We start from the raw sequence: 25,094 nt of genomic DNA, 5'->3' as shown, positions 1-25,094 counted from the left end.
CTTGTTTAAAGGACACCGCACTTTGGATCGTCTTCATTAACGTTGTAAATTTTGCCCGTCTTGGCGTTTAAGATAGGTTAGCACCCAAATTAACACCGTGCCAAATAAGGCGACAGAGAAAAAAGTGTAACTAAAAGATGCCTGAAGCTGAACGCCCACTTCACCGATATGGGTGCGGTAGAAGCCAAGGATCACCGAACAGACGGCAATCCCAATCCCAATTCCCATTTGTTGTGCCACACTTAACACGGTTGAACCTGCACTGGCATGATGATCGGGCAATTCACTCACCGCAAGGGTATTGGTGGCGGTGAAAATCACCGACATACAAGCCCCGTAGAAAGACAATAACCCAATTAATAGCCAAAGTGGGGTTGTCGCCCGTACAAAGCCCATAACTGCAATCACAATGCTCAGTGAAAGTGCGGTGAATATTAACGTTCTTTTATAGCCTAATTTTTTTAAGATAGGACTCACAAAGGGTTTCATTAGCACCGAACTCAAGGCGATAGGTGCCAGCAACCAACCCGAAAGCTCCGCACTGTACTGAAAGACAATTTGCATCATTAAGGGTAATAAAAAGGGAATGCCTGAACCACATAAGCGAATAAATAAATTGGCGACAATGCCAATGCTAAAGGTGCGTGTTTCAAACAGGGATAGGGGTAATAAGGCATTTTTACAACGACGAGCATAAAGATAATACCCCAACAAAAGACTGACGCCCAACATTAACACGCTGGCAGAAATCACAGGATGGCTATGACGTTCTGAAATCAAATCTACCCCCAAGGTCACCCCCACTAAGCCCCCTGCAAATAGCACAAAGCCTCGCCAATCGAGTTTCTGAGCAAACAAGGTGCTGTTTGGCATATAGTTACCCGCAATGACAATACCTAACACGCCAATGGGGATATTGATTAAGAAAATCCAATGCCAAGTGGCATAAGTGACAAGCCAGCCCCCTAAAATCGGGCCGAGAATCGGGCCAAGTAGCCCCGCCATCGCCATCAAATTCCACACCGATAATAAATGCTGTTTAGGGACCGTACGAATAATGGCTAAACGTGCCACAGGCATCATCAACGCCCCACCGAAGCCTTGTACAATACGGGAAAGCACCAACATAGTTAATGTATTCGACACCGCACAGGCAATCGACCCCACCACAAACACGCCAATGGCGAGTTGAAACATTCGTAGCGTGCCATGTTTATCCGCAAGCCAACCACTTAAGGGAATAAACAAGGCAACGGAGAGAGCATAGCTAATAATGGCAAGCTGCATATCAAGGGGGGATTCATTTAAGCTATGGGAAATGGCAGGCAAGGCAGTATTTAAAATTGTGGCATCGAGTGTTTGCATAAATAATGCAATCGCCGCAATCCAAGCAAGACCTTGATAGCGTTTAGATTCAGTCATAAAAAAATCCTATTTTGTACCGCACTTTTGTTGATACCAACGCAAAATAAAGGATGCAATCTCTGCCGTATTATTGATATCTAAATGGTGATGGGTTGAGTTAAGGGGATAGTCGGTCGCCAAGGCAATGATCGCCTCATCTTGTATGTCTAACGGTTTGCTCATGGCTTGGCGATGCAATAAAATTTTTTCGATAGGTTCATGCTTAAACCCTTCCACCAAAATGAGATCCGTCAGATTGGGATCGAATTGTTGGGCTAAATAAGCCAGATCCAACGTTTGAGCAGGCGTTTCTGTCATTAATGCCCAACGCTGATCGCAAGCCAAAATCACTTGTGCCGCCCCAGCGTCTTTCATTCGCCAGCTATCTTTGCCGACTTTATCCACTTGTGCATTATGATGGCTATGTTTAATCACCGATACACGCACACCTTGTGCCATTAATGTAGGCACGACTTTTTCAAGCAAGGTGGTTTTTCCACTGCCGCTATAACCTGTAATGCCTAACATTGGGATCATGACGCTATCCTTTTTTCAATTATTCGCTGCATTATAAAGGGAAGCGGGCAGATTACAACACTCTGAGGAGAATTGGCTTATAGGCTGCTTTTTGATTAAGCTGTTTGGCGTAAATACGGATGAGTAAAAACGAAAAGGCAGTACAAAAAAAGATAAACAAGGCACTGAGAAGTTCATGCGAAAAAAGGTAATCGGCAATCAAGGTGCTGATGAGGATCGTCAACAAAGGCACAATATAGATCAATAAAGCAGACAAAATCAGCGATTTTTCGGCTAAACCAATTTCAACACGTTGCCCCACTTTCAAGGGGATCATGGTTTCAACGGTAAAAATATGCTCTCCCACCTCCCCTGTCAGCTCAGAAAGTGCCGAAGCACCGCACGCATTTTTAGCCGCACAAGCCCCACAAGCACTTTGCGATTGGCATTTGACTTTCGCCATGCCCATTTCATAAGCAATAACAACCGCACTTTCTTTTAACATGAAGCGATATCCCTTATTTAAATTGAATGTCTTGTACAATCCGTTTTGCCGTGGAAATCGGTAACTGACCAATAAAGGTGACTTCTTTCCCTTGAATTGTTTCGCTATAAATCGTGTACGCCCCTTGTTTCCAAGTATTATCCAATTCATTCCCATGAATAGGATCGGCAACATAAAGCGTGAATGAGAATAAGCCATCACTATAAAGTTGACTTTCAACATGACTATCGCCATCGATGCCATTTTGTTGTTTAATCAACTCAAAGCCTTGTGGCAACCAACTGGTTTTCCAATTCAACTTGGGCGTTTTTTCCTCTTTTTTATCCATTAATAAAGGGGGGTAACTGATATTTTCAAGGTAATCGGCTAACCCTTTCAAGCCTTCACCAACATATAAATGCACTACACGAAATTGCTCTAAGAGATTACCGTCTCGATCTAATAAATCACTTTGTAATAATAAATGGTTTTCCTCATCAATAAAGGCGACATATTGATAACGGAAATCATCTTTAGGCAGAATTCGGATAGTTTGAACCAACCGATCCGCCACACGATTACGCCCCATATTCACGAAATCGTAATATTTTTCCAGACGATTGAAATCACTGTGAATAATTGTCGGCAAGCTATCGACAATTTGCTGACTATTAATGGTAAAGGGCTGATAATTGGCTTGAAAATAACTAATTAAGTTATCGCGTTGAATAATTTCATGTTGTGCACCGTCTAACGACACAAGCTGGGCATAATTTTTTCCCCCAAGCGTTAAATGGCGATATCGCAAAGATTCAATATTGACAGGCGTGGCTTTGAAAAATGCCATTTCATAATTTAAGCTCGTCCCTGCTTTTGGCATCTGCAACAACATTTGCTTTGCAGATAATGGCGACTGTGCCACGCTGATGGCAGAAACGCAAAGGGCGGCAAAAAGTGCGGTGTTTTTTTGAAATGTTTTTAACATAATTGATTACCGTAAAACAAATTCACCACCCAAAAGGTGGTGAATTTAACTCTCGAAAACATTATTTCTGGGAAGTCGGCTGTTGATTGAGAATCAACGAGTCTGCATAAAGTCGGCGTTGGACTTCATAATTTTGCAACATCGTGCCAATACGCTTATTTTTTTGCTCAAGTTGCTCTGGTGTCACCACATCTTTAATCGGTGCGTTATAACTCACTTCTTGCACTAAATTATTAAATGGCAAGGTTTGTAACACTGGCGTATCAGTATGAGTTGGCACCTCATTTTTGGCGGTGAGAAGGGATTGCGTTCCCATCACAGCCACCACACACACACCTGCGGCCACCGCCACTTGTGTCAATGGTGCAAACAAGGCTTTGATTTTTTGCATAAATGGTGAGTTTTCCACCTCGTGTGGCAATGGCTGCGAAACCCGTGGACTTGCCACGTTGATGTCCTCTGCCTCAATGCATTTTTCCATTCTTGCGGTGAACTCTTTTCCCAATAATACGTCCGTTTCTTGACGCATCACGGCTCGAATTAGATGAAAATTTTCCCAAGATTGTTGTAACTTTTCATCTTGGCATAATTTTTCGGTTAATTCAGCGTTAAGGTGCTCACCATCAATATAGGCTGAAAGTAACTCTTTTTGCATTTGGAACTCCAACTTTCGCTTGGTTTTTGCTTATGGATTGTGTTTAACGTTGCAACATCGGTTGCACTTTGCTTTCAATAATTTCACGTGCACGGAAAATACGAGAACGTACAGTCCCAACGGGGCAATCCATAATGGTTGCAATTTCTTCATAACTTAACCCTTCGATTTCACGTAAGGTAATGGCTGTTCGAAGATCTTCTTGCAAACCATGAATGGTATCAAACACAATTTTTTTCAATTCATTGGATAACATTTCATTTTCGGGGGTATCCACATCCCGTAAATTACTGCCCATTTCGTAACTTTCCGCATCTTCTGCCAAAATATCTTCATTTGGCGGGCGACGTCCTTGAGCAGTTAAATAATTTTTTGCCGTGTTGACGGCAATCCGGTATAGCCATGTGTAGAAAGCACTGTCGCCACGAAAAGAATCAATGGAGCGATATGCTTTGATAAATGATTCTTGTACAACATCGGGAATATCGTTTTGCGACACGTAGCGAGTCAGCAACCCAGCCACTTTATTCTGATAACGAGAAACCAATAAATTAAAGGCCTTTTTATCACCTTGCTGTACTCTTTCTACCAAAGCCTGATCTGTTAGCTGTTCAGCCATATAACCTCTTATATCACCTCTAACAAGCCTTAATATTTTAAAGACAGCAAGCTCTTGCACACAGTTAGACGGTGTCGAATAAAAAAAGTTCAATCTTTTTTGCAAAGACCAAATTGCGTGATTAGTCCGCTAAGTTTAATGTTTTTTGAATGTCATTGACCATTTGTTGTAATTCAGGATCGCAAGCTTCACCTCGATTGAAAAACCACGAAAAGAGTTGTAAGTCGGTGCAAGCGAGTAAACGAATAAAGACATCTTTTTGTTGATCGGGTAATTGTTCAAAATGTTGTTGATAAAATGGCATGATGATTTTATCTAATTCCAGCATGCCACGACGACAATCCCATTCTATCCGTAATTTATTATATTGTGTCATTGTATGTCCTTGCCAAAATGAAACGTGCTAAATATAGCAAGGAAAGCCTGTAAAATAAACTCTCCCCCGCATTTTGTATCATATATGACAAATTGGGCATTTTTGCGATTTGCTTCATTTTTTGCTATATTGTCAACGTATTCTACTCATTTAGGCTACAAATCCTGCGTATTTAAAACGAAATAGGCTTTCGTTTTCCTCTATTCAATCTGGCACAAAACAGGTTGTTTTCACCCTAATACGTTGTAAAAAATCACATTCACTAAGGAGGCGTTTTGACGTTTTTAAAGGCATTTCGTGCCAGTAGCACACTAAAAGCACCCATTTTTGTTCCCAGTCTTTTGTTAATTCTCTTTATTACACTTTATTGCATCTTTTTTCCACAGCATGCACAAACTACCCTAAATGTGGCAAAACAACAGATTTTTACCCACTTTAGTTGGTTTTATGTCTTAGCTGTGTCCATTTTTATTCTCTTTTTGGTGTTACTTTGTTCAAGCCGTTTAGGCGATGTACGTCTAGGGGCGGACAATGAAGCCCCTGAGTATCCATTCCTCTCTTGGGTAGCCATGCTATTTGCGGCAGGAATGGGTATTGGTTTGATGTATTTTGGTGTCGCAGAACCGATGTTACATTATGCGACACCCTTAAGTCAGGGACTTTCGGAAGCCGAAAAAGCCAAAGAAGCCATGTTAATGACCTTTTACCATTGGGGTATTCATGCTTGGGCAATTTATGCAGTCATTGGGCTTGCACTGGCTTATTTTGGCTTTCGTTATAAGTTACCGCTCACCATTCGTTCTGGCTTTTATCCCTTATTAAAACACCGTATTTCTGGGTTTTGGGGACATGTCATTGACATTTGTGCATTGTGTAGCACCATTTTTGGTATCACCACCACGTTAGGCTATGGTGCCATGCAGTTAGATGCGGGCTTAAACAGCTTAGGCTGGATAGATTCACGCAGTTTTTCCACTTTATCGATCTTAATTATCATCGTGATGTGTTTTGCGACATTTTCTGCCATTACAGGCGTTGCAAAAGGGGTACGCCGTTTAAGTGAAATTAACTTATTCCTTGCCTTATCCTTAATGATTTTCGTGATGGTTGTCGGCCCAACCTTATTGTTGTTCACCAGTTTCACCGAAAATTTAGGTTATTACCTCAGCCATTTGGTGTCGTTAAGTTTCCGCACCTTTGCTTATGAGCCTGAAAATCAAGGCTGGTTTAGTGGCTGGACGGTGTTGTATTGGGCATGGTGGGTCTCTTGGGCACCGTTTGTGGGCTTATTTATTGCCAAAATTTCGAAAGGACGTACCATTCGAGAATTTATTTTAGGGGTGTTATTTATTCCGTCGTTATTCAATGCATTATGGATGACCACCTTCGGCAATTCTGCTATTTGGCTAGATGGCGAAACCGCAGGAAATTTGACCGCACTTTCTCACAACACAGAAGCCTTATTATTTGGTTTCTTTGAACTGTTACCTTTCGGCAACATTGCCTCTTTCATAGCCATTGTCATTATTGCGTTATTTTTTGTCACCTCTGCAGACTCAGGCATTTATGTGATCAACAGCATCGCCTCGCAAGGGGAAGAAAAAAGTGTGAAATGGCAAAGTGTGTTCTGGGCAGTCTTGCTCGCCCTGTTAGCCATTGCTTTATTACGTTCCGATGGCTTAGCTGCCTTACAAACCATGACCCTCGTCATTGCCCTGCCTTTTACCCTGATTATGTTGCTTCTGTGCTTTGGTTTATGGAAAGGGCTGATGGTGGATAACCAATATTTCAGTAAAACCTTTACACAAGGAAGCAGTAACTGGACGGGCAAACATTGGAAATCCCGTTTGGAAAAAATTCTTTCCCAATCAAAACGGGCGGATGTGCGTAACTTTATTGATGAAATTGCTCAACCTGCCTTTCAAGAATTGGAAGAAGAATTTGCTAAACATGGACTCAATGCACAAGTTGAGATGATGACGGGCAAAAATCCTAAAATTGAATTTGTGGTGATGAAGGAAAACTTGCGTAATTTCTTATATGGCATTGAATGTCAATTTAGAGAACTCTCAAACTTGGTGGTAGAAGATGATGCAATGCCAAATATTGATTCACAACGTTCTTATGAACCTATCACGTATTTTATTGATGGACGAGAAGGCTACGATGTGCAATACATGACCAAAGATGAATTGATTGCCGATGTCTTAAAACAATATGAACGCTATATTAATTTAGCCATGGATAATACCAATGCATTAATGACTCATGATGTAGCGTAAAAATTATCTAAAAAAGCAAAACGGGATATTTTGTTATATCCCGTTTTTTTATTTCCCGATAAAAACTTTTCGAAAAAGGACCGCACTTTTGTTATATAACTCATTATATTTCGGGGATTTTTTCGCTTTAAAAACCCACTTTTTCGGCATTTTACCTCAAAAAAGGTAGTTTCGTTGATCCTTCTCAAGATTCCTTTTGATGTCTTATGTATAATCTGCCGCTCTCATAATAATGATTGGATAATAGACATGGTAAAACAACAAACAAATGTACTTTTTAAAGAGGTTGTTAGCACTTTTTTCTTGGCAGTGATTCTTTTGCCACTATTAATGATGGGGAGCGTGGGGGCTTATGGGTTGATCGTTTGGTTATTACAAATGTTCGTCATTGGCTTACCTACGGCATAATGGAGTGGATATGAAATTTTTGACATTAATTAAACGCTTTTTTACCAAACCAGCCAGCAAAATCGGGTTGGGTATTTTAGTCAGTATCGGCTTTATTGCGGGGGCAATAAGCTGGCAACAATTCAACGATTTGATGGATCACACCAGCACCGAAGAATTTTGTATTAGCTGCCATTCTATGCAACAGCCGTTAGAAGAATTAAAACAAACGGCACATTGGTCAAACCGCTCTGGCGTTACCGCCACCTGTTCAAGCTGTCATTTACCCCATGACAAAACCGCAAAATATGCACGTAAAGTGCAAGCGGTGCGAGAAGTGTTTGCCGAATTTACGGGTAAATATGATGAGGAAGGGGCGTTTGAAAAACACCGTCAAGAGATGGCGGAAAGAGAATGGGCTCGCTTTGCCGCTAATGGTTCCAAAGAATGTAAAGCTTGCCATAGTTACGAACGTATGAACTTCGACAAAATGTCTGAAGCCGCAAGAAAAGCCATGATGCCAGCGGCAGCCAAAGATCAAAGCTGTATGGATTGTCATAAAGGGGTGGCACACCACTTGCCGAAAATGGACGTGGCAGAAGGCAGCACCTCGAAATTTGATAATTTAGTGAGCAAAGCACCGCAAGCAGACAAAACCTATTACAGCAAAGCCAATGTGAATCTCTTTAAAGATGAAGCCATGCAAGAGCAAATTGGTCAGCTTGAAACGGCTGTGCCTGTACGATTTATCAAAGCGGGTCAACGTGCTGATTTGGTGGAAATGACCATGTGGCGGAAAAACAAAGGCTTTGGACGTATTTGGTATCACCAATTTGGTAAAAATATTACCGATGCGGTGTTAAGCAAAGAATTTATGCAAAATGCACCGCACTTTGAGGTACTCACCACACAAGAAGATCCTTTAACAGGTCTCACGTGGCAACAAGTGAAAATGCAAGTGTGGATTGCTAAATCACAGTTAATCGAAGATGTGAAACCAGTATGGACAGTAGCAGAAAATGTGTATAAAACACAATGTAGCACCTGTCATAGACAGCCTGAAGTCGCCCATTTTGATTCCAACACATGGATCGGGTTATTCAACGGCATGGTTGGGTTCACGAACATGGATAAACAAACCAGTAAAGAAGTCTTACGTTATTTACAACTGCATTCATCTGACTTTGACACCCATTCTGAGAGCAAGTAGGAGAGAAAATATGAAACAATCACGTCGTCAATTTTTGAAAAATATGTCTGCCATGGCGGCAACCTTTGCGATGTCCAATTTCCTTGTCTCTGAAAAAGCCTTTGCTCAATCGGCAGATAATCTCAGTGAATGGAAAATCACGGGTTCACACTGGGGGGCGATTCGTGCCCAAGTGAAAAATGGCAAAGTGGTAGATATCAAACCTTTTGAATATGACCAATACCCAACAAAGATGATCAAGGGGATCAAAGGGTTAATTTATAGCGATGCTCGTATTCGTTACCCCATGGTACGTTTGGATTGGTTGAAAAACCGTCATAACAGCAACACTGCACAACGGGGCGATAACCGTTTCGTGCGTGTAACTTGGGACGAAGCATTAGACTTATTCTATGAAGAATTAGAACGTATCCAACAACATTACGGACCATGGGCATTGCACACGGGCAACGTGGGCTGGCGTTCAACGGGGCAATTTCACAGTTGTGGTAACCATATGATCCGTGCGATAGGTATGCACGGTCATAGTGTCAGCACCAGTGGGGATTATTCCACAGGGGCAGGGCAAGTGATTTTGCCTTATGTGCTTGGCTCAACAGAAGTGTATTCACAAGGCACCTCTTGGGAAATCATTTTAAAAGAAAGTGAAAATATTATTTTCTGGGCAAGTGATCCAGTGAAAAACTTGCAAGTAGGCTGGAACTGCGAAACCCATGAAGCCTATAAATATTTAGCACAATTAAAAGAAAAAGTGGCAACGAAAGGCGTGAACGTGATCTGCGTTGACCCAGTGAAAAGCAAAACCCAAAATTATCTCGGCTGTGCTTTCCAATATATCAACCCACAAACCGACGTTGCCTTTATGTTGGCATTGGCTCACACCCTCTATATTGAGAACTTATACGATAAAAAATTCATTGAAATGTACACCGTCGGCTTTGAAAAATTCCTACCGTATTTATTAGGTGAAAGCGAAGACAAGGTAGTGAAAGACGCCGAATGGGCAGCGAAAATCTGTGGCATCAGTGCAGATGAAATTCGCCAATTTGCCAGAATGCTCGCTGGCAAACGCACACAACTGATTTTTGGTTGGGCAATTCAACGTCAACAACATGGTGAACAACCTTATTGGATGGGTGCCGTATTAGCCGCCATGCTAGGGCAAATTGGGTTAGCGGGTGGCGGAATCAGTTATGCTCATCATTATAGCTCAATCGGTATTCCAAGCTCGGGTGCCGCCATGCCGGGGGCTTTTCCATTAAACCTAGATGAAGGGCAAAAACCAAAATACGATAACAACGATTATCACGGTTATAGTGCCGTTATTCCTTGTGCCAGAATCACCGATTCCTTACTACAACCAGGCGAAACCATTCACCATAACGGGCAAAAAATCACTTATGCACCGTACAAAATGGCGATTTTCACAGGTTGTAACCATTGGCACCGCCATTCTGACCGCAACAAGATGAAACGGGCTTTCCAACGTTTAGAAACCATTGTGTCCATCAATTATAGTTGGACGGCAACCTGTCGCTTCTCGGATATTGTTTTACCTGCTTGCACCCCGTTTGAGCGTAACGATATTGATGCTTATGGTTCGTACAGTAACCGTGGCGTAATTGCCATGCAAAAACTGGTGGATCCATTGTATGATTCTCGTTCTGACTTTGAGATATTCAAAGAGCTTTGTCGTCGTTTTGGCAAAGAAAAAGAATATTGCCGTAACATGGATGAAATGGAATGGGTAACACAATTGTATGAGGAATGCCGTCAAGCCAACCAAGGCAAATTTGATATGCCACCTTTCGCCGAGTTCTGGAAAAAAGGCTATGTATTATTCCCAGAAGGTGAACCTTGGGTGCGTCATGCCGATTTCCGTGATGATCCTGAATTACACGCCTTAGGCACACCATCTGGTTTTATTGAAATTTACAGTAACAAAATTGCCAGCTACGGTTATAAAGATTGCAAAGGGCACCCAATGTGGTTTGAAAAAGCCGAGCGTTCGCATGGTGGACCAAAATCTGAGACATACCCATTCTGGCTACAATCCGTCCACCCCGACAAACGCTTACATTCACAATTATGTGAATCGAAAGAATTGCGTGATACCTATGCTATTCAAGATCGTGAACCGTTGTTTATCAACCCTGAAGATGCGAAACGTTTAGGCATTGTACACGGCGATTTAGTACGAGTGTACAACGATCGTGGTCAAGCCATTGTTGGGGCACATGTATCCGACAACTTCCCACAAGGGGTTGTACGCTTACAAGAAGGGGCATGGTATTCCCCATTAAATGAAGACGTAGGGGCAATTGATACCTATGGCGATCCCAATACCATGAGTTTAGATATTGGTAGCTCAAGCTTGGCACAAGCCGTGTCTGCCAATACCTGTTTAGTCAATATTGAAAAATTTGTTGGTCAGGCACCAGCTGTCAACGGTTTCCAAGGTCCATATGAGGTAAGCTTATGATGCCCTTTTCCCATGAAGAACGGCAGTTTGTCTATACATGGCTGAGCAATATGCTTGGCAAAGAGTTATCCGCCGAGCAATTTACACAATACCAACAAGGTATGTTTGATGATTTCTTTGCCTTTTTAGCCGAGCAAGGCTTTCGGGTACAAGCAATGGGCATTCAACAACAATTCCAAAAGTTGAAAGAGGTGGACTTGCCACACTTAGAGCTCGCCGCCGATTACACACAATTATTTCTGTTAGATGGCAACAGCAGTGCATTGCCTTATGCTTCTGCCTATTTACCAGAAACACAGCTCGACAGCCATTTTCACTTTTTAGATGACTTACTCGCTCGCTTCCAATTACAAGTGAATCGGGAAAAGCCAGAACCCAGTGATCATGTATGTGTCTATTTAGAATTACTGCGTAAGTTAGCAGACATGGAAGAATGGCACACCTACCAAACCCTGATTCGAGAGGGCGTGCTCCCTTGGTTATTACCATGGAATGACAAAGTACAACGCATCAAAACCCCCACCACACTTTACCAAACCTTGGTGGTCTTGTTGATTTTATGGCTACAAGCGGAAATGAGATAAGTCAGATTTCCATGCCATGAAACCCTGAAAAAACTAAAATGCCACTTATCTTCACGGATAAGTGGCATTTTTTCCTGTTGTGAGACAGTTGTGAGAAAGGCGAAAGTGAAAAACGAAGGCGAAAGTGAAAAACGAAGGCGAAAGTGAAAAACAAAGGCGAAAAGCCCAAAAAGTGCGGTGCATTTTGAAAAAATATTGCCCCGCACGCTCAACAACTTCTCAACTGTCGCCCTTAAAAGTCATCAAAATAGGTTTGAATTTGCGTTGGATCTTGCGTTTTAGTTAAAGCTAACTGCAATAACACTCTGGCTTTTTGCGGATTAAGCGTCCCCGAGGCAATAAAGCCATATTGCGAATCATCCACTTCGGCATCACGGGTGGTGTACCCCGTTGGCACACGAGAAGAACGCACCACTGCCACGCCTTTTTTCGCCGCTTCCGCTAATAAGGCTAAATTGGCGGCATTCATGTTGCCATTGCCAACCCCCGCCACCACAATGCCTTGATAACCCGCTGCTAATAATGCATTTAATGGCTCAGTAGGCATATTGGCATAAGCATAAATAATGCCCACTTTCGGTAACTGCTGAAGATCGTCCACCTTAAATGGGGTATTTATTGTATGTTTACTTTCTGGCGAACGTTCATAATCCACTTTACTGTTATGCACATAACCCAGTGTGCCAAAATTTGGCGAAGCAAAGGTATGCACAGCAGTGGTGCTAGTTTTGGTGACATCACGAGCCCCGAGCACCTCCCCATTCATAGCCACTAACACCCCACGTCCAGCGGATTTTTTCTCCGTTGCCACGACCACCGCCTGATATAAATTCAAAGGACCGTCTGCACTTTTTTCTGTTGCAGGACGCATCGCCCCCACTAATACAACAGGCTTTTCACATTTCACGGTTAAATCTAGAAAATACGCCGTTTCTTCCATGGTATCCGTACCATGCGTGATCACAAAACCATCGGTTTCTCGACACTGTTGATTAATCCGTTTTGCCAGTTTAAGCCAAACCGCATCATGCATATCTTGTGAACCTATTTTCACAATTTGCTCGCCGTTCACCTTGGCTAAATTTTTGATTTCTGGCACCGCCTCAAGCAATGTTTCAATATTTAACTGCCCAGCTTTATAAGCAGATGCCACCGCACTTTGCCCACTTCCTGCAATGGTTCCCCCTGTGGCGAATATCGTAATATGTGGTTTTTCTGCGGCATACGCATTGAACATTCCACACATCAATAATGTGGCTACTGCAATTTTTGTAAATTTCATTTCATACCTCTTTTATTAACAAAATAAGCCACTCGCTATTATCCTGATAAATCCCAAGGATAAAAACAAAAAATCTCACTGTTTTGATCTAACCCTATAAAATTGATAAGAATTTTAATCTTTCTTGTTTTAACTGACGGGGCGAAAGAGAAAACTGGCGACGAAATGCGGTGCTAAAATTATCGGGATTACTATAACCGGCTAATTCAGCAGCCGCCATCACACTGGCACCTTGCAATAAGGCATCATAGCCTCGTTCTAACTTCTTCTGACGTAAATAAGCCCCAATGCTGATGCGATACAATTGTTTAAACTGTCGCTGTAAGGTGGTGACATTGGTATGACAAGCTTTTGCCATTTCACTTAAACTGCTCTGGTCAAATTCACCTTGCTCTAAACGGGCTTTAAATTGCTGAAGATCCAAAGGCGACACCTGACTTTTTCCCACAATCACCTGCTTAAATGCCTCAGCTAACAGGGCTAACAAATGGCTTTCTTGTGCGAGCAATGCCACACTCTCCGCCCGATGAATCTGGGTTAACCCTTTGACTAAACTTAACATGTTACTGGTCGCCAACAAGGGAAAGGCATTTAAATGTTGCTGGAAAAGTTGTTCTAACAAATAAAAATCAGGGCTTTCGGCAAAAAGGCTTTCTCTTAGCCATTGGCGGCTAATAAACACCACAAATTCCTGTTGCACTTGCTCACACGCAAAGTATTTCCAGCCTTTTTCATCACGACTGATGGGCAAAAATGCCATTTTAGGTTGCTTACGTGCATCTTGCCAAAAGCGACCATTTTCGAAACGAATATCGGAAATACCGCTCAACGTCACCACTAAACGTAAATCCGCACTAAACACCCCTGCCGAGACTTGATAATCTGCCTGAGTCACCTTGACGGCAGAATATTTGGTCGATAGCCCAGAACGAAAAACATTCATTTCAATGTCGCCAGATAAATAAGGTAAATGTTGATTTAAATGGATTTTACGTTGTTTCATAAGCGTCCCTTTCAATGCTTAATCATCATGATCGCGGAGATAATCCCTTAAAAAATACAGGGTGTAATATTTCATTTTGCATAGGATCAAATATTTTCTTACAAAGGTTTTGTCAACTAAATCATGCCATAATGCGACACATTTGATAATAGTTATTATTTAAAGGAAGACAAATATGGCAAACACCCCATTCCGATTTTCTTTACTCAGCCTCGCTCTCTTTTCGAGCATGAGCATGGCTGACAGCTTAAAAACTATCGAAATTCAGGCAAGTGCAGATACCCTCGCCACAGGCTATTCACCTACGCAATCGGTATCAGGCATGAAAACCACAACCGCCTTAATGCGTACACCACTGAGTGTGGAAATCGTCTCCAATAAATTGATGAAAGATCAGGGGGTGGATCATGTTATTGATGCCCTGAATTATCACAGTGGTATTATTAGTAACTACCGTGGTTCAAACCAACAAATGGAAATCACCATTCGTGGCGTGGGCAGTAAAAATAACAGCAGTGGCGGAAGTGTACCAACCTATGTCAATGGCATCAGTTATGCAGCAGATTATGCCATTCGTCCTTTCTTCCTTGAGCGTATTGATATTGTCAAAGGCCCTAACTCCGTATTGTATGGACAAGCCAACCCCGGTGGCGTGATGGATGTCATCACCAAAAAAGCCAGTGGGAAAAACCAAGGGGAATTACAGCTTATTACGGGCACGAAAAATCGCTATCAAATCGGCTTAGATATTGAACGTCAACTCACAGAAACCTTATCTGCACGAGTGATTGGTCAGTTTGAAAAAAATCACTGGAAAGAACATTATGTGAAAGAACAAGGTGGCGCAGTTTCCCCTTCTCTTTTCTGGCAACCTACTGATCAAACCAAATTCACGCTGTATGCCTATTTTGCCAAACATCCCAAAGCAGGCGATCGTAATTTCTTAGTGCGTAAAGGCATGATCGAGCCTGTTGAAGGTAAAAAAATCCCTTATGATTTCTTCCCAAGTGATCCGAATTTCCACCATCTTTCCACAGAACAAGTGCATGTCGGTTACCAATTCTCCCATCAATTTAGCGACAGGCTCACATTCCGCCAAAACGTACGTTATAGTCGCTCAAAAGAAAATTTCAAAAATCTTGTTGGCATTTCGGCAGGCAAAGGCACAACCTTAAATCGTGCCGCACGGGCTTGGATCGATGAGAAAAACGAGTTTGGGGTTGATAATCAGTTAGAAAATCGCTTTACCTTAGGAAATACAAAACATCAGTTATTAGTCGGCGTAGATTATCGCCACAAGCATGATGATACGGTGATGCGTAGCTCACCAAGAGGGAAAAATGCCCCAGCCATTGATTGGGCAAACCCACAATATGGTCTCAACATCGAGACCCCACCTTTATTCCGTAGCACCTTGGAAAGCTTGGCACAACTTGGGATCTATGCACAAAATCAAATTGAAATCGGCAATTTAGATCTCTTAATCGGCGGACGTTGGGATAAGGTCAACATGCGTAATGAAGATCGTCTAAAAGCCAAAAGCACCTCAAACGCTGATCAACAATTCACTTGGCGAACAGGGGCTATCTATAACTTCAATAACGGACTTGCCCCTTATCTCAGTTATAGCACCTCATTTATGCCGACCACACGCACGGACGAAAAAGGCAATCCCCTCAATGCCACCCGAGCAGCACAATGGGAAGCTGGGGTCAAATACCAACCGAACGAACGCCTCTTTTTAACCCTAGCTGGCTTTGAAATTACCCAACGAGATTTAGTGGAAAACGATCCGAAACTCAAAGTGTATAAACAAATCGGGAAAGTGAAAATCCAAGGGGCGGAAGTCAATGTGTCTGCCCAACTCAGTGAGCAACTTGCTTTATTAGCCACTTATGCACAGATTAAGAAAACCATTAAGGCATCGCCAGATAAGCACACTATTGGCAAAACACCTTGGGGAATTCCACGCCATCAAGCATCATTTTGGACAAAATACCAGTTCAATACAGGGGCATTAAACGGCTTGGCATTAGCAGGTGGCATTCGCTATTTTGGTAGCACATGGGGAAATAATACCAACACCTTTAAAGTGCCACATTTCACCCTCTATGATATGGCGATCCAATACGATCTTGCTCGTCAATTCAACATCAATATGGATTTACAACTGAATATTCAAAATCTCACGAATAAACAGTATGTCAGCAGTTGTGCCAATGATAATGCCTGTTTCTACGGCAAAGAACGCAATATCAGCCTAACCGCTAACTACCGTTTTTAATTCGCCTATCCCCATCAATCCGTCGCGACTTGATGGGGAATGAGGATCATTCATGAAACCCATAACCGCTTATTTTTTACCCTTTTTTTATAGTGCTGCCTTGCTCGCCGAGCCAATCGCGGAAATCTCACTTGCACAAGAGGATTTTGTCAAAGGGGAATTACGCCTGCTCAATAACCAAGATAACAGTGCACGGTTAAGCATTCAATTTCCCGATCAAACCCAACGGGTATTGCTTGAACATGTTTATGATAAACAAGAATTTATGTTCACCTCACCGAGTCAAGGAATGGGTAAATTTATCTTAGAAGGGGAAAAACAGCCCTTGCGTAAACAGGATGCAACATTGCAGATTTTGCAACATTTTCCTATCCAACAACAAACATCGCCTCTGGTTTATGAAAACCAAAGGCTCCAACAATTGCACCTCGCCCTAACAAAACTTTCGCAAAATGCACCGCACTTTGCCAGCCTTGCCACGCCCCCTGCCGAGCTGAGCCAATCTGTGGCGACATTGCTCGACACGTTCTGGACGGAAGTGGAAAAACAAGGTACACCGCTTATTGAACCCATTGATGATCAATTCAGTCGGGTCACCTTTTTATGGCGAGGGGCAAAACACAATGTACGGATTTTTGGTGGCCCAAGCCAAGATCATGATTTTATGGAAAAAATGCCAGGCACCGATATTTGGTTTAAAAGTTATCGCGTGCCTAATGAAACCCATGTCAGCTATCGTTTAGCCCCTGATGTCCCAACCTTGCCAGTGTCAGCCGTTGAACAACGCCGTGCGATTTTAGCCACCGCACAAGCCGATCCATTCAATCGTTATCCGTATTTTCCCGCTGCACAGCAGCCTTTACACCCTCTTGATAAATTTCATTATGCTTCACAGCTCATTTTGCCGAACGCCCCAACGCAACGCTATTTAACGCCAACAGCAAGGGAGAAAGGTCAGCTCACCACCTTCATCTTTGAAAGCCAACTCTTAGCCAACAAACGTCGCGTGTTTGTGTATACGCCAGCCCATTTTCAACCCCAAAATGCCTACCCTGTTTTATATGTCTTCGATGGGGTGGAATATACCGAGCAAGTGCCCGTGCCAACGATTCTCGACAACATGATTGCCGAAAAAGTCATTCCCCCTGTGGTGGCGGTGTTTATCGAAAATCCCTCAATGCAAACACGGGCACAAGAGTTGCCACCCAACCCGAAATTTGCCCAAGCCATCACGCAAGAGCTATTGCCTTTTGTGGAAAAGCAAATCCCCTTGCAGGTTAAGCAACGCATTATTGCGGGTTCCAGTTACGGTGGTTTAGCGTCTGCCTATTTAAGCTTACATTCTCCACAGCTTTTTCAGCGAGCCTTGATTTTATCGGGCTCATTTTGGTGGCACCCGAAAGGCACGCCGAGTAGCGAAAGCCATTTTATCGCACATCAATTTGCACAACGGGAAAAGCTACCACTCTGCTTTTTTATCAGTGCTGGCTATTTTGAACGTGGACGTTCCGAAATTTTACAAACCTCAAGACACCTTAAAGATGTGTTAATGGCGAAAGGTTACCAAGTGGATTATCGTGAATATGCCACCGCACATGGCTATCTTGCTTGGCAAGGCATCATCAGTGAAGGCTTAACATCCCTTCTCACTGATTGTAAAAACTAATTGTTTCATTTTTGTTAAAATGAATTATAATGATTCTCATTCAAATTAAGGACGGTCATTTATGCGAAAATCCCCTTTATTCACTTTCACTTACGCCCTCTTTTTCGCCTGTTTCACCTTTAGCCATGTGGCACAGGCAAAGACAGAAGTGACCATTCCCACTGCACGAGGCGAAGTCACGCTCAAACGCAATCCTTCCCCTATTGCGGTGTTTGATACAGGCAGTTTAGATACCTTGCAAGCACTGGGTGTCAAAATTGATGCGGCACCTGAAGCCCTTAAAGCCTTGCCGTATTTAAAACCGACTTTTGAACAAGCGAAAAAAGTCGGCACCTTATTTGAACCCAATATGGAAGCCTTGTATGCCCTCAAGCCAGAATTGATTATTGTTGGTACACGTACGGCGAAAAAATATGATGAAGTAAAACAACTCGCCCCGACCATTGACATGACCGACAGTGGCGATCACTTAATTCAAAGTGCCTTACAACGTATTGATAGCTTTGGGAAATTATTTAATAAACAAGCCCAAGCCCAAGCCTTACACCAAGAAATCGACAACCTATTCAAAGCCACTCAACAAGCCGTAAAAGGCAAAGGAAATGGCTTAATTGTGTTGGTTAACGGTAACAAAATTTCTGCCTTTGGTATTGGCTATCGTTTAAGTTGGATTCACAGCAGTTTAGGGGTTCCCCTTGCCGATCCTAATATTACAGGCGGTGGGCATGGTCAACCTATCTCCTTTGAGCTGATCCAAAAAGTCAATCCAGATTGGTTATTTGTGCTAGATCGCCTTGCCTCCATTGGCAAAGAAGGGCAATCCGCACAAGAAACCCTAGACAATGAATTAGTTCGCCAAACCACCGCATGGAAAAAAGGGCAAGTGATTTATCTAAGCAGTGCGGCTTATCTCGCCCCCGGCGGCGTGGAACAAATCCGCACCGATTTAACCAATATCAAACAAGCCTTTGAGAAAAAGTAGTCCTCAAGTGCGGTCTGTTTTCAACATGTTTTAACGAAGCAGACCGCACAACTTTTCGTTTTCGTCTAACACCATGTTATCACTCAATCGTCTTCAAGTTTTGTGCTTATGCCTGTTGATACCCATTAGCATTGCAACAGGGGTAGCAGATTTTGACTGGTTTGCCGTTTTCTCAACCCCCGAACAAATCAATCTGTTGCTCATCAGCCGCCTGCCTCGCACCCTTGCGGTCATCTTAGTGGGTGCCACCCTTGCCATTTCTGGCATGGTGCTGCAAATTGTGCTAAAAAACCGCTTTCTTGAACCCAGCATGATTGGTGCAAGCCAAAGTGCGGCATTGGGCATTTTATTCGTCAGCTTGTATTTCCCTGCCACCAGCCTACTCACCAAAATGTCCATTGCGACCCTCTTTGCCTTGCTTGGTATGACAATCTTTAGCCTATTACTACAACGTCTTCCCCCACAACAACAATTATTAGTGCCACTCATGGGAATTATTTTTGGCAATGTCATTGAAGCAGGCACGACATTTATTGCCTATCAAACGGATACCTTACAGCTCATCGCCATTTGGTTTTCAGGGGATTTTTCAGGCATTTTAGCGGGACGTTACGAATTATTATGGCTCACTGCAGGCTTTGCGTTCATGCTTTATGTATTGGCAGATCAATTAAGCATCGCAGGATTAGGACGGCATATCAGCATCAATCTCGGCATTAATTACACCTTTTTAATTTGGTTGGCATTCTTTCTCGTGGCTATGATTACCGCCGTGATCGTGGTTACCGTAGGGCAAATTCCGTTTATTGGGTTGGTGGTGCCGAATATTATTTCTCGTCTTGCGGGCGACCGACTCCGCCAAAATCTCCCCGCCATAGCCTTATTGGGTGCCAATTTAGTGCTGGCTTGCGACATTATCGGTCGCCGTTTAAATGCCCCTTATGAAATTCCGATTTCCACTATTTTCGGCGTACTCGGCACCCTATTATTTCTGTATTTGTTATATAAAGGAAAACAATATGGGGACTAAACCGTTACTGGCATTGCTTAGCCTGTTATTTTTACTCAGTAGCCTCACCTTTATGCTGTTCAATGTGCAAGATTGGGCATTTGCGTTACGTTTTCGGGGGGAAAAATGGCTCTTGCTCATCACCATTGCGTATACCATTGGAATTTCCACCTTATTGTTCCAAACCTTAACCAATAACCTGATTCTCACCCCGAGTATTTTAGGCTTTGACGCCTTATATTTACTGCTACAAACCTTATTGGTTTTCCTCTTAGGTAGCGTGGGATTCAGTCAGCTCAATAGTAGCCTGAAATTTGTGTTTGAAAGCGGTTTCATGCTCGCCGCCTCACTCTTATTATTTCGTCGCCTCAACCACCAACAAGACCTCACACGCATGATTTTAATCGGTGTGATTTTTGGCGTACTCTTTCGCAGTTTAAATAATTTATTACAACGCCTCATCGATCCCACCGATTTTGCCGTAGCTCAAGGTGCCAGCTTTGCCCAATTTAATACAGTAAAATCTGAATTATTAGGGATAGGTGTCGTTATTGCCTTGCTCAGTGCCATTTGGATCTGGCAACAACGACATCAATTAGATCTGCTCTTATTAGGTAAAAACCACGCCATTAGTTTAGGGCTAGACTATTCACATTTTTCCAAACAATTACTGATTTGTTGTGCCTTGTTAGTCTCCATTTCCACGGCATTAGTCGGACCCATTTTATTTCTCGGCTTACTGGTTTGTGCCATCACACATCTTGTCAGCCCCACCATTCAGCACCGTGTACGCCTACCCATCACCTTTCTCATCGGTGCCATTACACTGATTAGCGGACAAGTGATTTTTGAACACCTACTGGCATTACATGGGGTACTCAGTGTTGTCATTGAATTTGTTGGCGGCATTGTGTTTATCGCCCTACTCCTCACACAACGCAAAGGCTATTAGAGACGGATATGATCCAAATTCAGCAACTTAACCACCACTTAGGCAAACAGCCTATTTTAAAAGACATCAACCTCACCATTCCCAATGGTGGCATCACCGCCCTGATTGGACCGAATGGTGCGGGGAAATCCACCTTGCTCGCTTTAATGGCTCGTTTACAACCTATTCAAACGGGAAAAATTCTTTTAGATGGCATGGATATTCAGCAAACGCCCTCAAAAGAGATTGCAAAACATCTCGCCATTTTAACCCAAGAAAATACCCTTCATAGCCGCATCACCGTACGTGATTTACTGATGTTTGGACGTTATCCTCATCATCAAGGCAACATTCAACCAGAAGATAAACAAGTGGTCGAACAAATGCTTGATCGCTTTCGTTTAACGGATCTTGCCCCACGCTTTTTAACGGCATTATCTGGTGGACAACGTCAACGTGCCTTAATTGCCATGACCTTTTGCCAACAAACATCGCATATTTTGCTTGATGAACCCCTCAATAACCTCGACATGTTCCATGCCAGAGAATTAATGCGTTTACTCCGCCAACTCACCGACCAGCTGAAACTCACCACCGTCATGGTGGTGCATGATATTAATATGGCTGCCGCCTATGCCGACACCATCGTCACGATGAAAGCAGGGCATATCGAAAAAGTCGGCACCCCCGATGAGGTTCTCACAAAAGCACATATCCAACACATTTTTTCTTTAGATGTAGCATTAATCGACTATAAACAGAAAAAAGTGATAATTTCTCACCTCTAGGGCTAAGGTAAATAAAAAGTGCGGTGATTTTTTCACATCATTTTTGGCGTTATTATCTGACGTTACGCCAACGGGGTGTTTTTCCACGCTGTGGGAATTATTTCCCCCATGTTGTTGTCAAACACCATACACACAACATCGCCACGGGGTATGATTCTCATCAAAGTGAGCATGTTGACAACTTATCATCAGAATTGAAAAGGAAAGTGCGGTGAAATTTTTAAAGATTTTGTTATGTTCCGCTTTATGTTATTTACCAAATGCATGGGCAAATGTCGTCGATTTCAACATCAAATACAGTTCAAATTATCTCATGCCAGCCTATGTACATTTTAAAGCAGATGGCTCGCAGTATTCTGTCGATGCCAAAATTAATGTGCCTCTTTATCATATTGAGTTTTTATCGAAAGGCACACAAAATCGCAAACAATTCAATATGTTAAATTATCAAGATGTCCGCAATGGGAAAGCTTATGCGACATCAATCATTCAAGACAACACGATTGAATACGGCAAAATCAAAAATGGTTTAACCAAAAAAGCCTTGGAATTACCCACTTTTGACTTATTCACTATGGCATTTCAATTGAGTTATTACGATAAATTACCGATTAATTTTCAAATTACCAACGGTAAAAAACTGTATCCTATGCGTAATGTCTTTGTGAAAAAAAGCGAAGCACAAATTCAATACAACAAACAAGAAAAAACCGAAATCACCTACCAATTTAAAACAGGTGATAAAGATATCGTAGTAAAAAAATTTGCAGACGAACAATTCCCCCGTTTTATTTCCTACAATCGAGATGGCGACAATTATGAATTAGAATTCAGTGGGTTTGTGAAATAAGCCAAAACAAAAAGTGCGGAAAAATGACCGCACTTTTTTTATATTTAAAGGGATTTCCATATAAAAATTCGTTTATGCCTTAAATTTATCCCATAAAAAATACGTCCATTATGACACCATATCGCTTTCCTCAATTTTTGCACGTTCAGTCATCGCTATATAAAAAATATTCTAGAACCTAACAACGAAATATTAACCTCTAATCAGTTTAATATTGATAAATAAATTAACAAAAAAGAGATATTTTTATATCTCAAGTGGGATATCTTTCTTTGTCAATTCACTTTGATATTCCTAATACTAAGAATGTTGCAAAATTATTCAAAAAGCCATTGAGCAAAAACAAATGCTCCATTAATGGCTGTTTTGCGATGAGATAGCAGAAAAGGTCTTCACACTCACAGGAAATCCTCAATTTGTGGATATTGGAGATAAGTACTAAAGCAATTAATCGGATTTTGCTTTGGTTACATAAGCAAGGCATTGTAGAATGTGCGGCAAGATTTTGGTGGTTAAAACCGCTTTAAACAGGGGTAAATAGCGGTAGAAATATCGCTCTTGTCATTTAGAATTTCATTTTGAGCGAGGGCGACACAACATTTTGTTTTGTTTCTTCTTTCTTATTTGTTTCTTCATCTAGTAAAGCTTTAAATTGCTTTTGAGCATTAAGCGTTAATGCTTGCATTGCTAGGTAATTTTGCATTTGTTGCGTGAAATAAATGGTTTCTGCCATTTCATTTAGCTCAAGTGCAATTTATTCAACGTCCATAATCTTATTAAGTAATGGATCGGCTTCAATATCTTCTCGATATAAGCTCACTAATTTATCAGGATTTTGTGTAAAGCCTTTTAAGCGAGTGGTAAGCTCAAAATCAAAATGTTTAGCATAATGGCTTGCTAAAAAATGTAAATCAAATAAATCATGTCCTTTTGTTCGGGGGTCATTGCCATCATAGGCTACATGCAGTTTATTATCAATGATGCGTCCTACCGATGAAAAACGGATATCATCTTTAACCGTAATTTACCCATCTGATGCTAGTATTCAGTAAGAAATCCCCATTTTTAGTGCATCTTTGACACCTGTATCACAGATATGATAATTCACAATATAACGGCTCACCGTGTCCGTATCTTTTTTCACATTAATATCGTCAATAATACCGTGCGGAGCGGAAGCTTTAATTTTATTGAGCAAATTCAGCTTTTTACCTGAGTCAAAATCCAAATCTTCGGCAAAACGGTTTAATCCGTAACCGAGATAAGGTGCGGTTCCACCTTTTAGAACCAAAGGTGTATCAGAAAGATTTTTTAGGATATTCACCATCAATTTTTCGTGATATTTATCACGTTCCGTGAGCATTAGATTATCGGGTTTTTGCGTTTCCATAATTGTAAGTTTTCCCATTCTTGTTCGGTTAAATATGGTTCAATTTGGTTCAGCAAATCGTAAACCGACTGTTTATCTTCATCATTGGGGAACCTGTCGTTTAAAAGAACACGCCCGATTGAACCTGTTTGAAGCACGGCAGTTTAGAGATAATCCACGCAAGCTCTTGGATGCTCAGCAAGCCAAACAGGAAGGTTTTCAGGATAATACCCAATTTCATTTAATCGCTTAGTACCATCAATTACGCCTAGATTACCTAGTAGATGATTAGTGTTTTGTTTTTGGTTTTCACCGTAAATGTAGAAATCTTGCGGATAGGCGTTGTCGTTTAATGCCACAATGCTACTTACATAGCACTCAGGGCGTGTTTGAGGGATATATAGCATCACTTTTCCTTAAATTTGATTATGTTTTAAGCTAATTATCTTTGAATTTCCATTTCACGTCCATCACATTAATTTCCAACCGTTATACAACGCCTTTAATCAGTTCATTCACGGTAAAATATCGGTTTGGTTCAGCTTTTAATTCATCATAAGCGGAATTTTCGTCTGCGTGAATGAGACTTCCTGCTTTTCAGCATAGGTAGCAACAAGTTTCTTCACGACTTGAGAATTCCGATAGAATCTGAAACGTTAAGGTTTTCTTTACTCCAATTAAAAGAGCATTAAATGGTTTAATGATGAAAGATACCCCTGTAATTCTGGTGATCGTTTTTGACCTTTTATACACTTTGAGAAATCAAATTTTGCACGATGATACAACCTTGAATAGCTCGGCAAATCGATCTCACCTGACGGATGCCTGTAAAATTCTGAGCACTGTTATTCCCATTATTTTACAAGTCATGATGAATAATCCGAAAGCAATTTGGGGAAAAGGATTTTATCCTGATATTTCTGTAAAATAGATTGAAAAAATACCT

General features: G+C 41.8%; 25 protein-coding genes and 2 pseudogenes. 13 read left to right on the top strand and 14 right to left on the bottom strand.

Going from position 1 to position 25,094, the window contains the following annotated elements; all coding sequences use genetic code 11:
* Window positions 1–36: 36 nt before the first annotated feature.
* The 7 genes from ACPEEM_RS10905 to ACPEEM_RS10875 all read right to left on the bottom strand — a co-directional run bounded on the left by ACPEEM_RS10905 (window position 37) and on the right by ACPEEM_RS10875 (window position 5,039).
* Entirely contained in the window at window positions 37–1,422 is a 1,386-nt protein-coding gene (locus ACPEEM_RS10905; protein ID WP_424402129.1) for an MFS transporter, read from the bottom strand.
* A gap of 9 nt (window positions 1,423–1,431) precedes the next feature.
* Window positions 1,432–1,941 (bottom strand): molybdopterin-guanine dinucleotide biosynthesis protein MobB, encoded by a 510-nt coding sequence (mobB, locus tag ACPEEM_RS10900; RefSeq protein WP_424406998.1) that lies wholly within the window; start codon window positions 1,939–1,941, stop codon window positions 1,432–1,434.
* Between the two features lie 52 nt (window positions 1,942–1,993).
* Window positions 1,994–2,425, bottom strand: a complete 432-nt coding sequence (locus ACPEEM_RS10895; RefSeq protein WP_424406996.1) for a SoxR reducing system RseC family protein — start codon at window positions 2,423–2,425, stop codon at window positions 1,994–1,996.
* Window positions 2,426–2,438: 13 nt separating this feature from the next.
* Window positions 2,439–3,389, bottom strand: coding sequence for a sigma-E factor regulatory protein RseB (gene rseB / locus ACPEEM_RS10890; RefSeq protein ID WP_424406994.1), 951 nt, complete (start codon window positions 3,387–3,389; stop codon window positions 2,439–2,441).
* Window positions 3,390–3,450: 61 nt separating this feature from the next.
* Window positions 3,451–4,044 carry an RseA family anti-sigma factor gene (locus ACPEEM_RS10885; RefSeq protein ID WP_424402125.1) on the bottom strand — a complete coding sequence of 198 codons (594 nt, stop codon included), beginning with the start codon at window positions 4,042–4,044 and terminating at the stop codon, window positions 3,451–3,453.
* Between the two features lie 43 nt (window positions 4,045–4,087).
* Window positions 4,088–4,663, bottom strand: a complete 576-nt coding sequence (rpoE, locus tag ACPEEM_RS10880; RefSeq protein ID WP_424402123.1) for an RNA polymerase sigma factor RpoE — start codon at window positions 4,661–4,663, stop codon at window positions 4,088–4,090.
* 121 nt (window positions 4,664–4,784) lie between these two features.
* The gene (locus ACPEEM_RS10875) at window positions 4,785–5,039 is read right to left on the bottom strand and encodes a succinate dehydrogenase assembly factor 2 (protein WP_424402122.1); all 255 of its coding nucleotides are present in this window, start codon (window positions 5,037–5,039) and stop codon (window positions 4,785–4,787) included.
* 275 nt (window positions 5,040–5,314) lie between these two features.
* Here ACPEEM_RS10875 and ACPEEM_RS10870 point away from each other — a divergent pair, with 275 nt between their 5' ends.
* The 5 genes from ACPEEM_RS10870 (at window position 5,315) to torD (ending at window position 11,984) form a co-directional block, all read left to right on the top strand.
* Window positions 5,315–7,321: a BCCT family transporter gene (locus tag ACPEEM_RS10870; RefSeq protein WP_424406992.1), complete on the top strand. Its 2,007-nt coding sequence runs from the start codon at window positions 5,315–5,317 to the stop codon at window positions 7,319–7,321.
* Window positions 7,322–7,570: 249 nt separating this feature from the next.
* Window positions 7,571–7,729 carry a periplasmic nitrate reductase, NapE protein gene (locus tag ACPEEM_RS10865; RefSeq protein WP_424402120.1) on the top strand — a complete coding sequence of 53 codons (159 nt, stop codon included), beginning with the start codon at window positions 7,571–7,573 and terminating at the stop codon, window positions 7,727–7,729.
* Between the two features lie 10 nt (window positions 7,730–7,739).
* The gene (torC, locus tag ACPEEM_RS10860) at window positions 7,740–8,918 is read left to right on the top strand and encodes a pentaheme c-type cytochrome TorC (protein ID WP_424406990.1); all 1,179 of its coding nucleotides are present in this window, start codon (window positions 7,740–7,742) and stop codon (window positions 8,916–8,918) included.
* Between the two features lie 10 nt (window positions 8,919–8,928).
* Window positions 8,929–11,400, top strand: a complete 2,472-nt coding sequence (gene torA / locus ACPEEM_RS10855) for a trimethylamine-N-oxide reductase TorA (protein WP_424406988.1) — start codon at window positions 8,929–8,931, stop codon at window positions 11,398–11,400.
* On the top strand, window positions 11,397–11,984 hold the full coding sequence (gene torD, locus ACPEEM_RS10850) for a molecular chaperone TorD (RefSeq protein ID WP_424402117.1): 588 nt from the start codon (window positions 11,397–11,399) through the stop codon (window positions 11,982–11,984). The genes torA and torD overlap by 4 nt, the downstream gene beginning before the upstream one ends.
* Window positions 11,985–12,216: 232 nt before the next feature.
* Here the strand turns inward: torD and ansB are convergent, their stop codons facing one another.
* Together ansB and ACPEEM_RS10840 are read right to left on the bottom strand one after the other, a co-directional pair.
* Complete coding sequence (gene ansB / locus ACPEEM_RS10845; protein WP_424402116.1) at window positions 12,217–13,266, bottom strand: L-asparaginase 2; 1,050 nt, start codon at window positions 13,264–13,266, stop codon at window positions 12,217–12,219.
* Window positions 13,267–13,360: 94 nt separating this feature from the next.
* Entirely contained in the window at window positions 13,361–14,269 is a 909-nt protein-coding gene (locus ACPEEM_RS10840; RefSeq protein WP_424406986.1) for a helix-turn-helix domain-containing protein, read from the bottom strand.
* 175 nt (window positions 14,270–14,444) lie between these two features.
* On the opposite strand from ACPEEM_RS10840, the gene ACPEEM_RS10835 reads away from it, so the two are divergent.
* The 7 genes from ACPEEM_RS10835 to ACPEEM_RS10805 all read left to right on the top strand — a co-directional run bounded on the left by ACPEEM_RS10835 (window position 14,445) and on the right by ACPEEM_RS10805 (window position 22,779).
* A complete protein-coding gene (locus ACPEEM_RS10835) occupies window positions 14,445–16,553 on the top strand; it encodes a TonB-dependent siderophore receptor (RefSeq protein WP_424402114.1) in 2,109 nt (702 codons plus the stop codon).
* A gap of 52 nt (window positions 16,554–16,605) precedes the next feature.
* Window positions 16,606–18,219, top strand: coding sequence for an alpha/beta hydrolase-fold protein (locus tag ACPEEM_RS10830; RefSeq protein WP_424406984.1), 1,614 nt, complete (start codon window positions 16,606–16,608; stop codon window positions 18,217–18,219).
* Between the two features lie 61 nt (window positions 18,220–18,280).
* The gene (locus ACPEEM_RS10825; protein ID WP_424406982.1) at window positions 18,281–19,201 is read left to right on the top strand and encodes a siderophore ABC transporter substrate-binding protein; all 921 of its coding nucleotides are present in this window, start codon (window positions 18,281–18,283) and stop codon (window positions 19,199–19,201) included.
* 73 nt (window positions 19,202–19,274) lie between these two features.
* The gene (locus ACPEEM_RS10820) at window positions 19,275–20,231 is read left to right on the top strand and encodes an ABC transporter permease (protein WP_424406981.1); all 957 of its coding nucleotides are present in this window, start codon (window positions 19,275–19,277) and stop codon (window positions 20,229–20,231) included.
* Window positions 20,221–21,162: an iron chelate uptake ABC transporter family permease subunit gene (locus tag ACPEEM_RS10815; protein WP_424402110.1), complete on the top strand. Its 942-nt coding sequence runs from the start codon at window positions 20,221–20,223 to the stop codon at window positions 21,160–21,162. Before ACPEEM_RS10820 ends, ACPEEM_RS10815 begins: the two co-directional genes overlap by 11 nt.
* Before the next feature lie 8 nt (window positions 21,163–21,170).
* A complete protein-coding gene (locus ACPEEM_RS10810; protein WP_424406979.1) occupies window positions 21,171–21,929 on the top strand; it encodes an ABC transporter ATP-binding protein in 759 nt (252 codons plus the stop codon).
* 211 nt (window positions 21,930–22,140) lie between these two features.
* The gene (locus tag ACPEEM_RS10805) at window positions 22,141–22,779 is read left to right on the top strand and encodes a hypothetical protein (RefSeq protein WP_424402108.1); all 639 of its coding nucleotides are present in this window, start codon (window positions 22,141–22,143) and stop codon (window positions 22,777–22,779) included.
* A gap of 565 nt (window positions 22,780–23,344) precedes the next feature.
* Here ACPEEM_RS10805 and ACPEEM_RS10800 read toward each other — a convergent pair.
* The 5 genes and pseudogenes from ACPEEM_RS10800 to ACPEEM_RS10780 all read right to left on the bottom strand — a co-directional run.
* A complete protein-coding gene (locus ACPEEM_RS10800) occupies window positions 23,345–23,512 on the bottom strand; it encodes a hypothetical protein (RefSeq protein WP_424406977.1) in 168 nt (55 codons plus the stop codon).
* 21 nt (window positions 23,513–23,533) lie between these two features.
* The gene (locus ACPEEM_RS10795) at window positions 23,534–23,746 is read right to left on the bottom strand and encodes a hypothetical protein (RefSeq protein ID WP_424408261.1); all 213 of its coding nucleotides are present in this window, start codon (window positions 23,744–23,746) and stop codon (window positions 23,534–23,536) included.
* A 78-nt stretch (window positions 23,747–23,824) separates the two neighbouring features.
* Window positions 23,825–24,187: a nucleotidyl transferase AbiEii/AbiGii toxin family protein gene (locus tag ACPEEM_RS10790; RefSeq protein WP_424406975.1), complete on the bottom strand. Its 363-nt coding sequence runs from the start codon at window positions 24,185–24,187 to the stop codon at window positions 23,825–23,827.
* Window positions 24,142–24,555, bottom strand: a pseudogene (locus ACPEEM_RS10785) (hypothetical protein). Before ACPEEM_RS10785 ends, ACPEEM_RS10790 begins: the two are co-directional and overlap by 46 nt.
* A 139-nt stretch (window positions 24,556–24,694) precedes the next feature.
* Window positions 24,695–24,838: pseudogene (locus ACPEEM_RS10780) on the bottom strand (IS1595 family transposase); the annotation flags it as partial.
* Between the two features lie 10 nt (window positions 24,839–24,848).
* Here ACPEEM_RS10780 and ACPEEM_RS10775 point away from each other — a divergent pair.
* Window positions 24,849–25,079 carry a hypothetical protein gene (locus ACPEEM_RS10775; RefSeq protein WP_424408277.1) on the top strand — a complete coding sequence of 77 codons (231 nt, stop codon included), beginning with the start codon at window positions 24,849–24,851 and terminating at the stop codon, window positions 25,077–25,079.
* Window positions 25,080–25,094: the final 15 nt, after the last annotated feature.

The organism is Pasteurella pantherarum (assembly GCF_049670885.1).
Taxonomy (GTDB): domain Bacteria; phylum Pseudomonadota; class Gammaproteobacteria; order Enterobacterales; family Pasteurellaceae; genus Pasteurella.
The sequence above is the reverse complement of the archived record's forward strand: the minus strand, read 5'-3'. Positions and strand labels throughout refer to the sequence as shown.

Excerpts from the sequence above, each read along its gene's own strand:
- ansB (WP_424402116.1), bottom strand. The coding sequence starts at position 13,266 with ATGAAATTTACAAAAATTGCAGTAGCCACATTATTGATGTGTGGAATG.
- ACPEEM_RS10905 (WP_424402129.1), bottom strand. The coding sequence starts at position 1,422 with ATGACTGAATCTAAACGCTATCAAGGTCTTGCTTGGATTGCGGCGATT.
- ACPEEM_RS10775 (WP_424408277.1), top strand. The coding sequence starts at position 24,849 with ATGATGAAAGATACCCCTGTAATTCTGGTGATCGTTTTTGACCTTTTA.
- ACPEEM_RS10875 (WP_424402122.1), bottom strand. The coding sequence starts at position 5,039 with ATGACACAATATAATAAATTACGGATAGAATGGGATTGTCGTCGTGGC.
- rpoE (WP_424402123.1), bottom strand. The coding sequence starts at position 4,663 with ATGGCTGAACAGCTAACAGATCAGGCTTTGGTAGAAAGAGTACAGCAA.
- ACPEEM_RS10835 (WP_424402114.1), top strand. The coding sequence starts at position 14,445 with ATGGCAAACACCCCATTCCGATTTTCTTTACTCAGCCTCGCTCTCTTT.
- ACPEEM_RS10790 (WP_424406975.1), bottom strand. The coding sequence starts at position 24,187 with ATGGGAAAACTTACAATTATGGAAACGCAAAAACCCGATAATCTAATG.
- rseB (WP_424406994.1), bottom strand. The coding sequence starts at position 3,389 with ATGTTAAAAACATTTCAAAAAAACACCGCACTTTTTGCCGCCCTTTGC.
- ACPEEM_RS10800 (WP_424406977.1), bottom strand. The coding sequence starts at position 23,512 with ATGGCAGAAACCATTTATTTCACGCAACAAATGCAAAATTACCTAGCA.
- ACPEEM_RS10820 (WP_424406981.1), top strand. The coding sequence starts at position 19,275 with ATGTTATCACTCAATCGTCTTCAAGTTTTGTGCTTATGCCTGTTGATA.
- mobB (WP_424406998.1), bottom strand. The coding sequence starts at position 1,941 with ATGATCCCAATGTTAGGCATTACAGGTTATAGCGGCAGTGGAAAAACC.
- torA (WP_424406988.1), top strand. The coding sequence starts at position 8,929 with ATGAAACAATCACGTCGTCAATTTTTGAAAAATATGTCTGCCATGGCG.
- ACPEEM_RS10810 (WP_424406979.1), top strand. The coding sequence starts at position 21,171 with ATGATCCAAATTCAGCAACTTAACCACCACTTAGGCAAACAGCCTATT.
- ACPEEM_RS10865 (WP_424402120.1), top strand. The coding sequence starts at position 7,571 with ATGGTAAAACAACAAACAAATGTACTTTTTAAAGAGGTTGTTAGCACT.
- torC (WP_424406990.1), top strand. The coding sequence starts at position 7,740 with ATGAAATTTTTGACATTAATTAAACGCTTTTTTACCAAACCAGCCAGC.
- ACPEEM_RS10815 (WP_424402110.1), top strand. The coding sequence starts at position 20,221 with ATGGGGACTAAACCGTTACTGGCATTGCTTAGCCTGTTATTTTTACTC.
- torD (WP_424402117.1), top strand. The coding sequence starts at position 11,397 with ATGATGCCCTTTTCCCATGAAGAACGGCAGTTTGTCTATACATGGCTG.
- ACPEEM_RS10830 (WP_424406984.1), top strand. The coding sequence starts at position 16,606 with ATGAAACCCATAACCGCTTATTTTTTACCCTTTTTTTATAGTGCTGCC.
- ACPEEM_RS10885 (WP_424402125.1), bottom strand. The coding sequence starts at position 4,044 with ATGCAAAAAGAGTTACTTTCAGCCTATATTGATGGTGAGCACCTTAAC.
- ACPEEM_RS10840 (WP_424406986.1), bottom strand. The coding sequence starts at position 14,269 with ATGAAACAACGTAAAATCCATTTAAATCAACATTTACCTTATTTATCT.
- ACPEEM_RS10895 (WP_424406996.1), bottom strand. The coding sequence starts at position 2,425 with ATGTTAAAAGAAAGTGCGGTTGTTATTGCTTATGAAATGGGCATGGCG.
- ACPEEM_RS10825 (WP_424406982.1), top strand. The coding sequence starts at position 18,281 with ATGCGAAAATCCCCTTTATTCACTTTCACTTACGCCCTCTTTTTCGCC.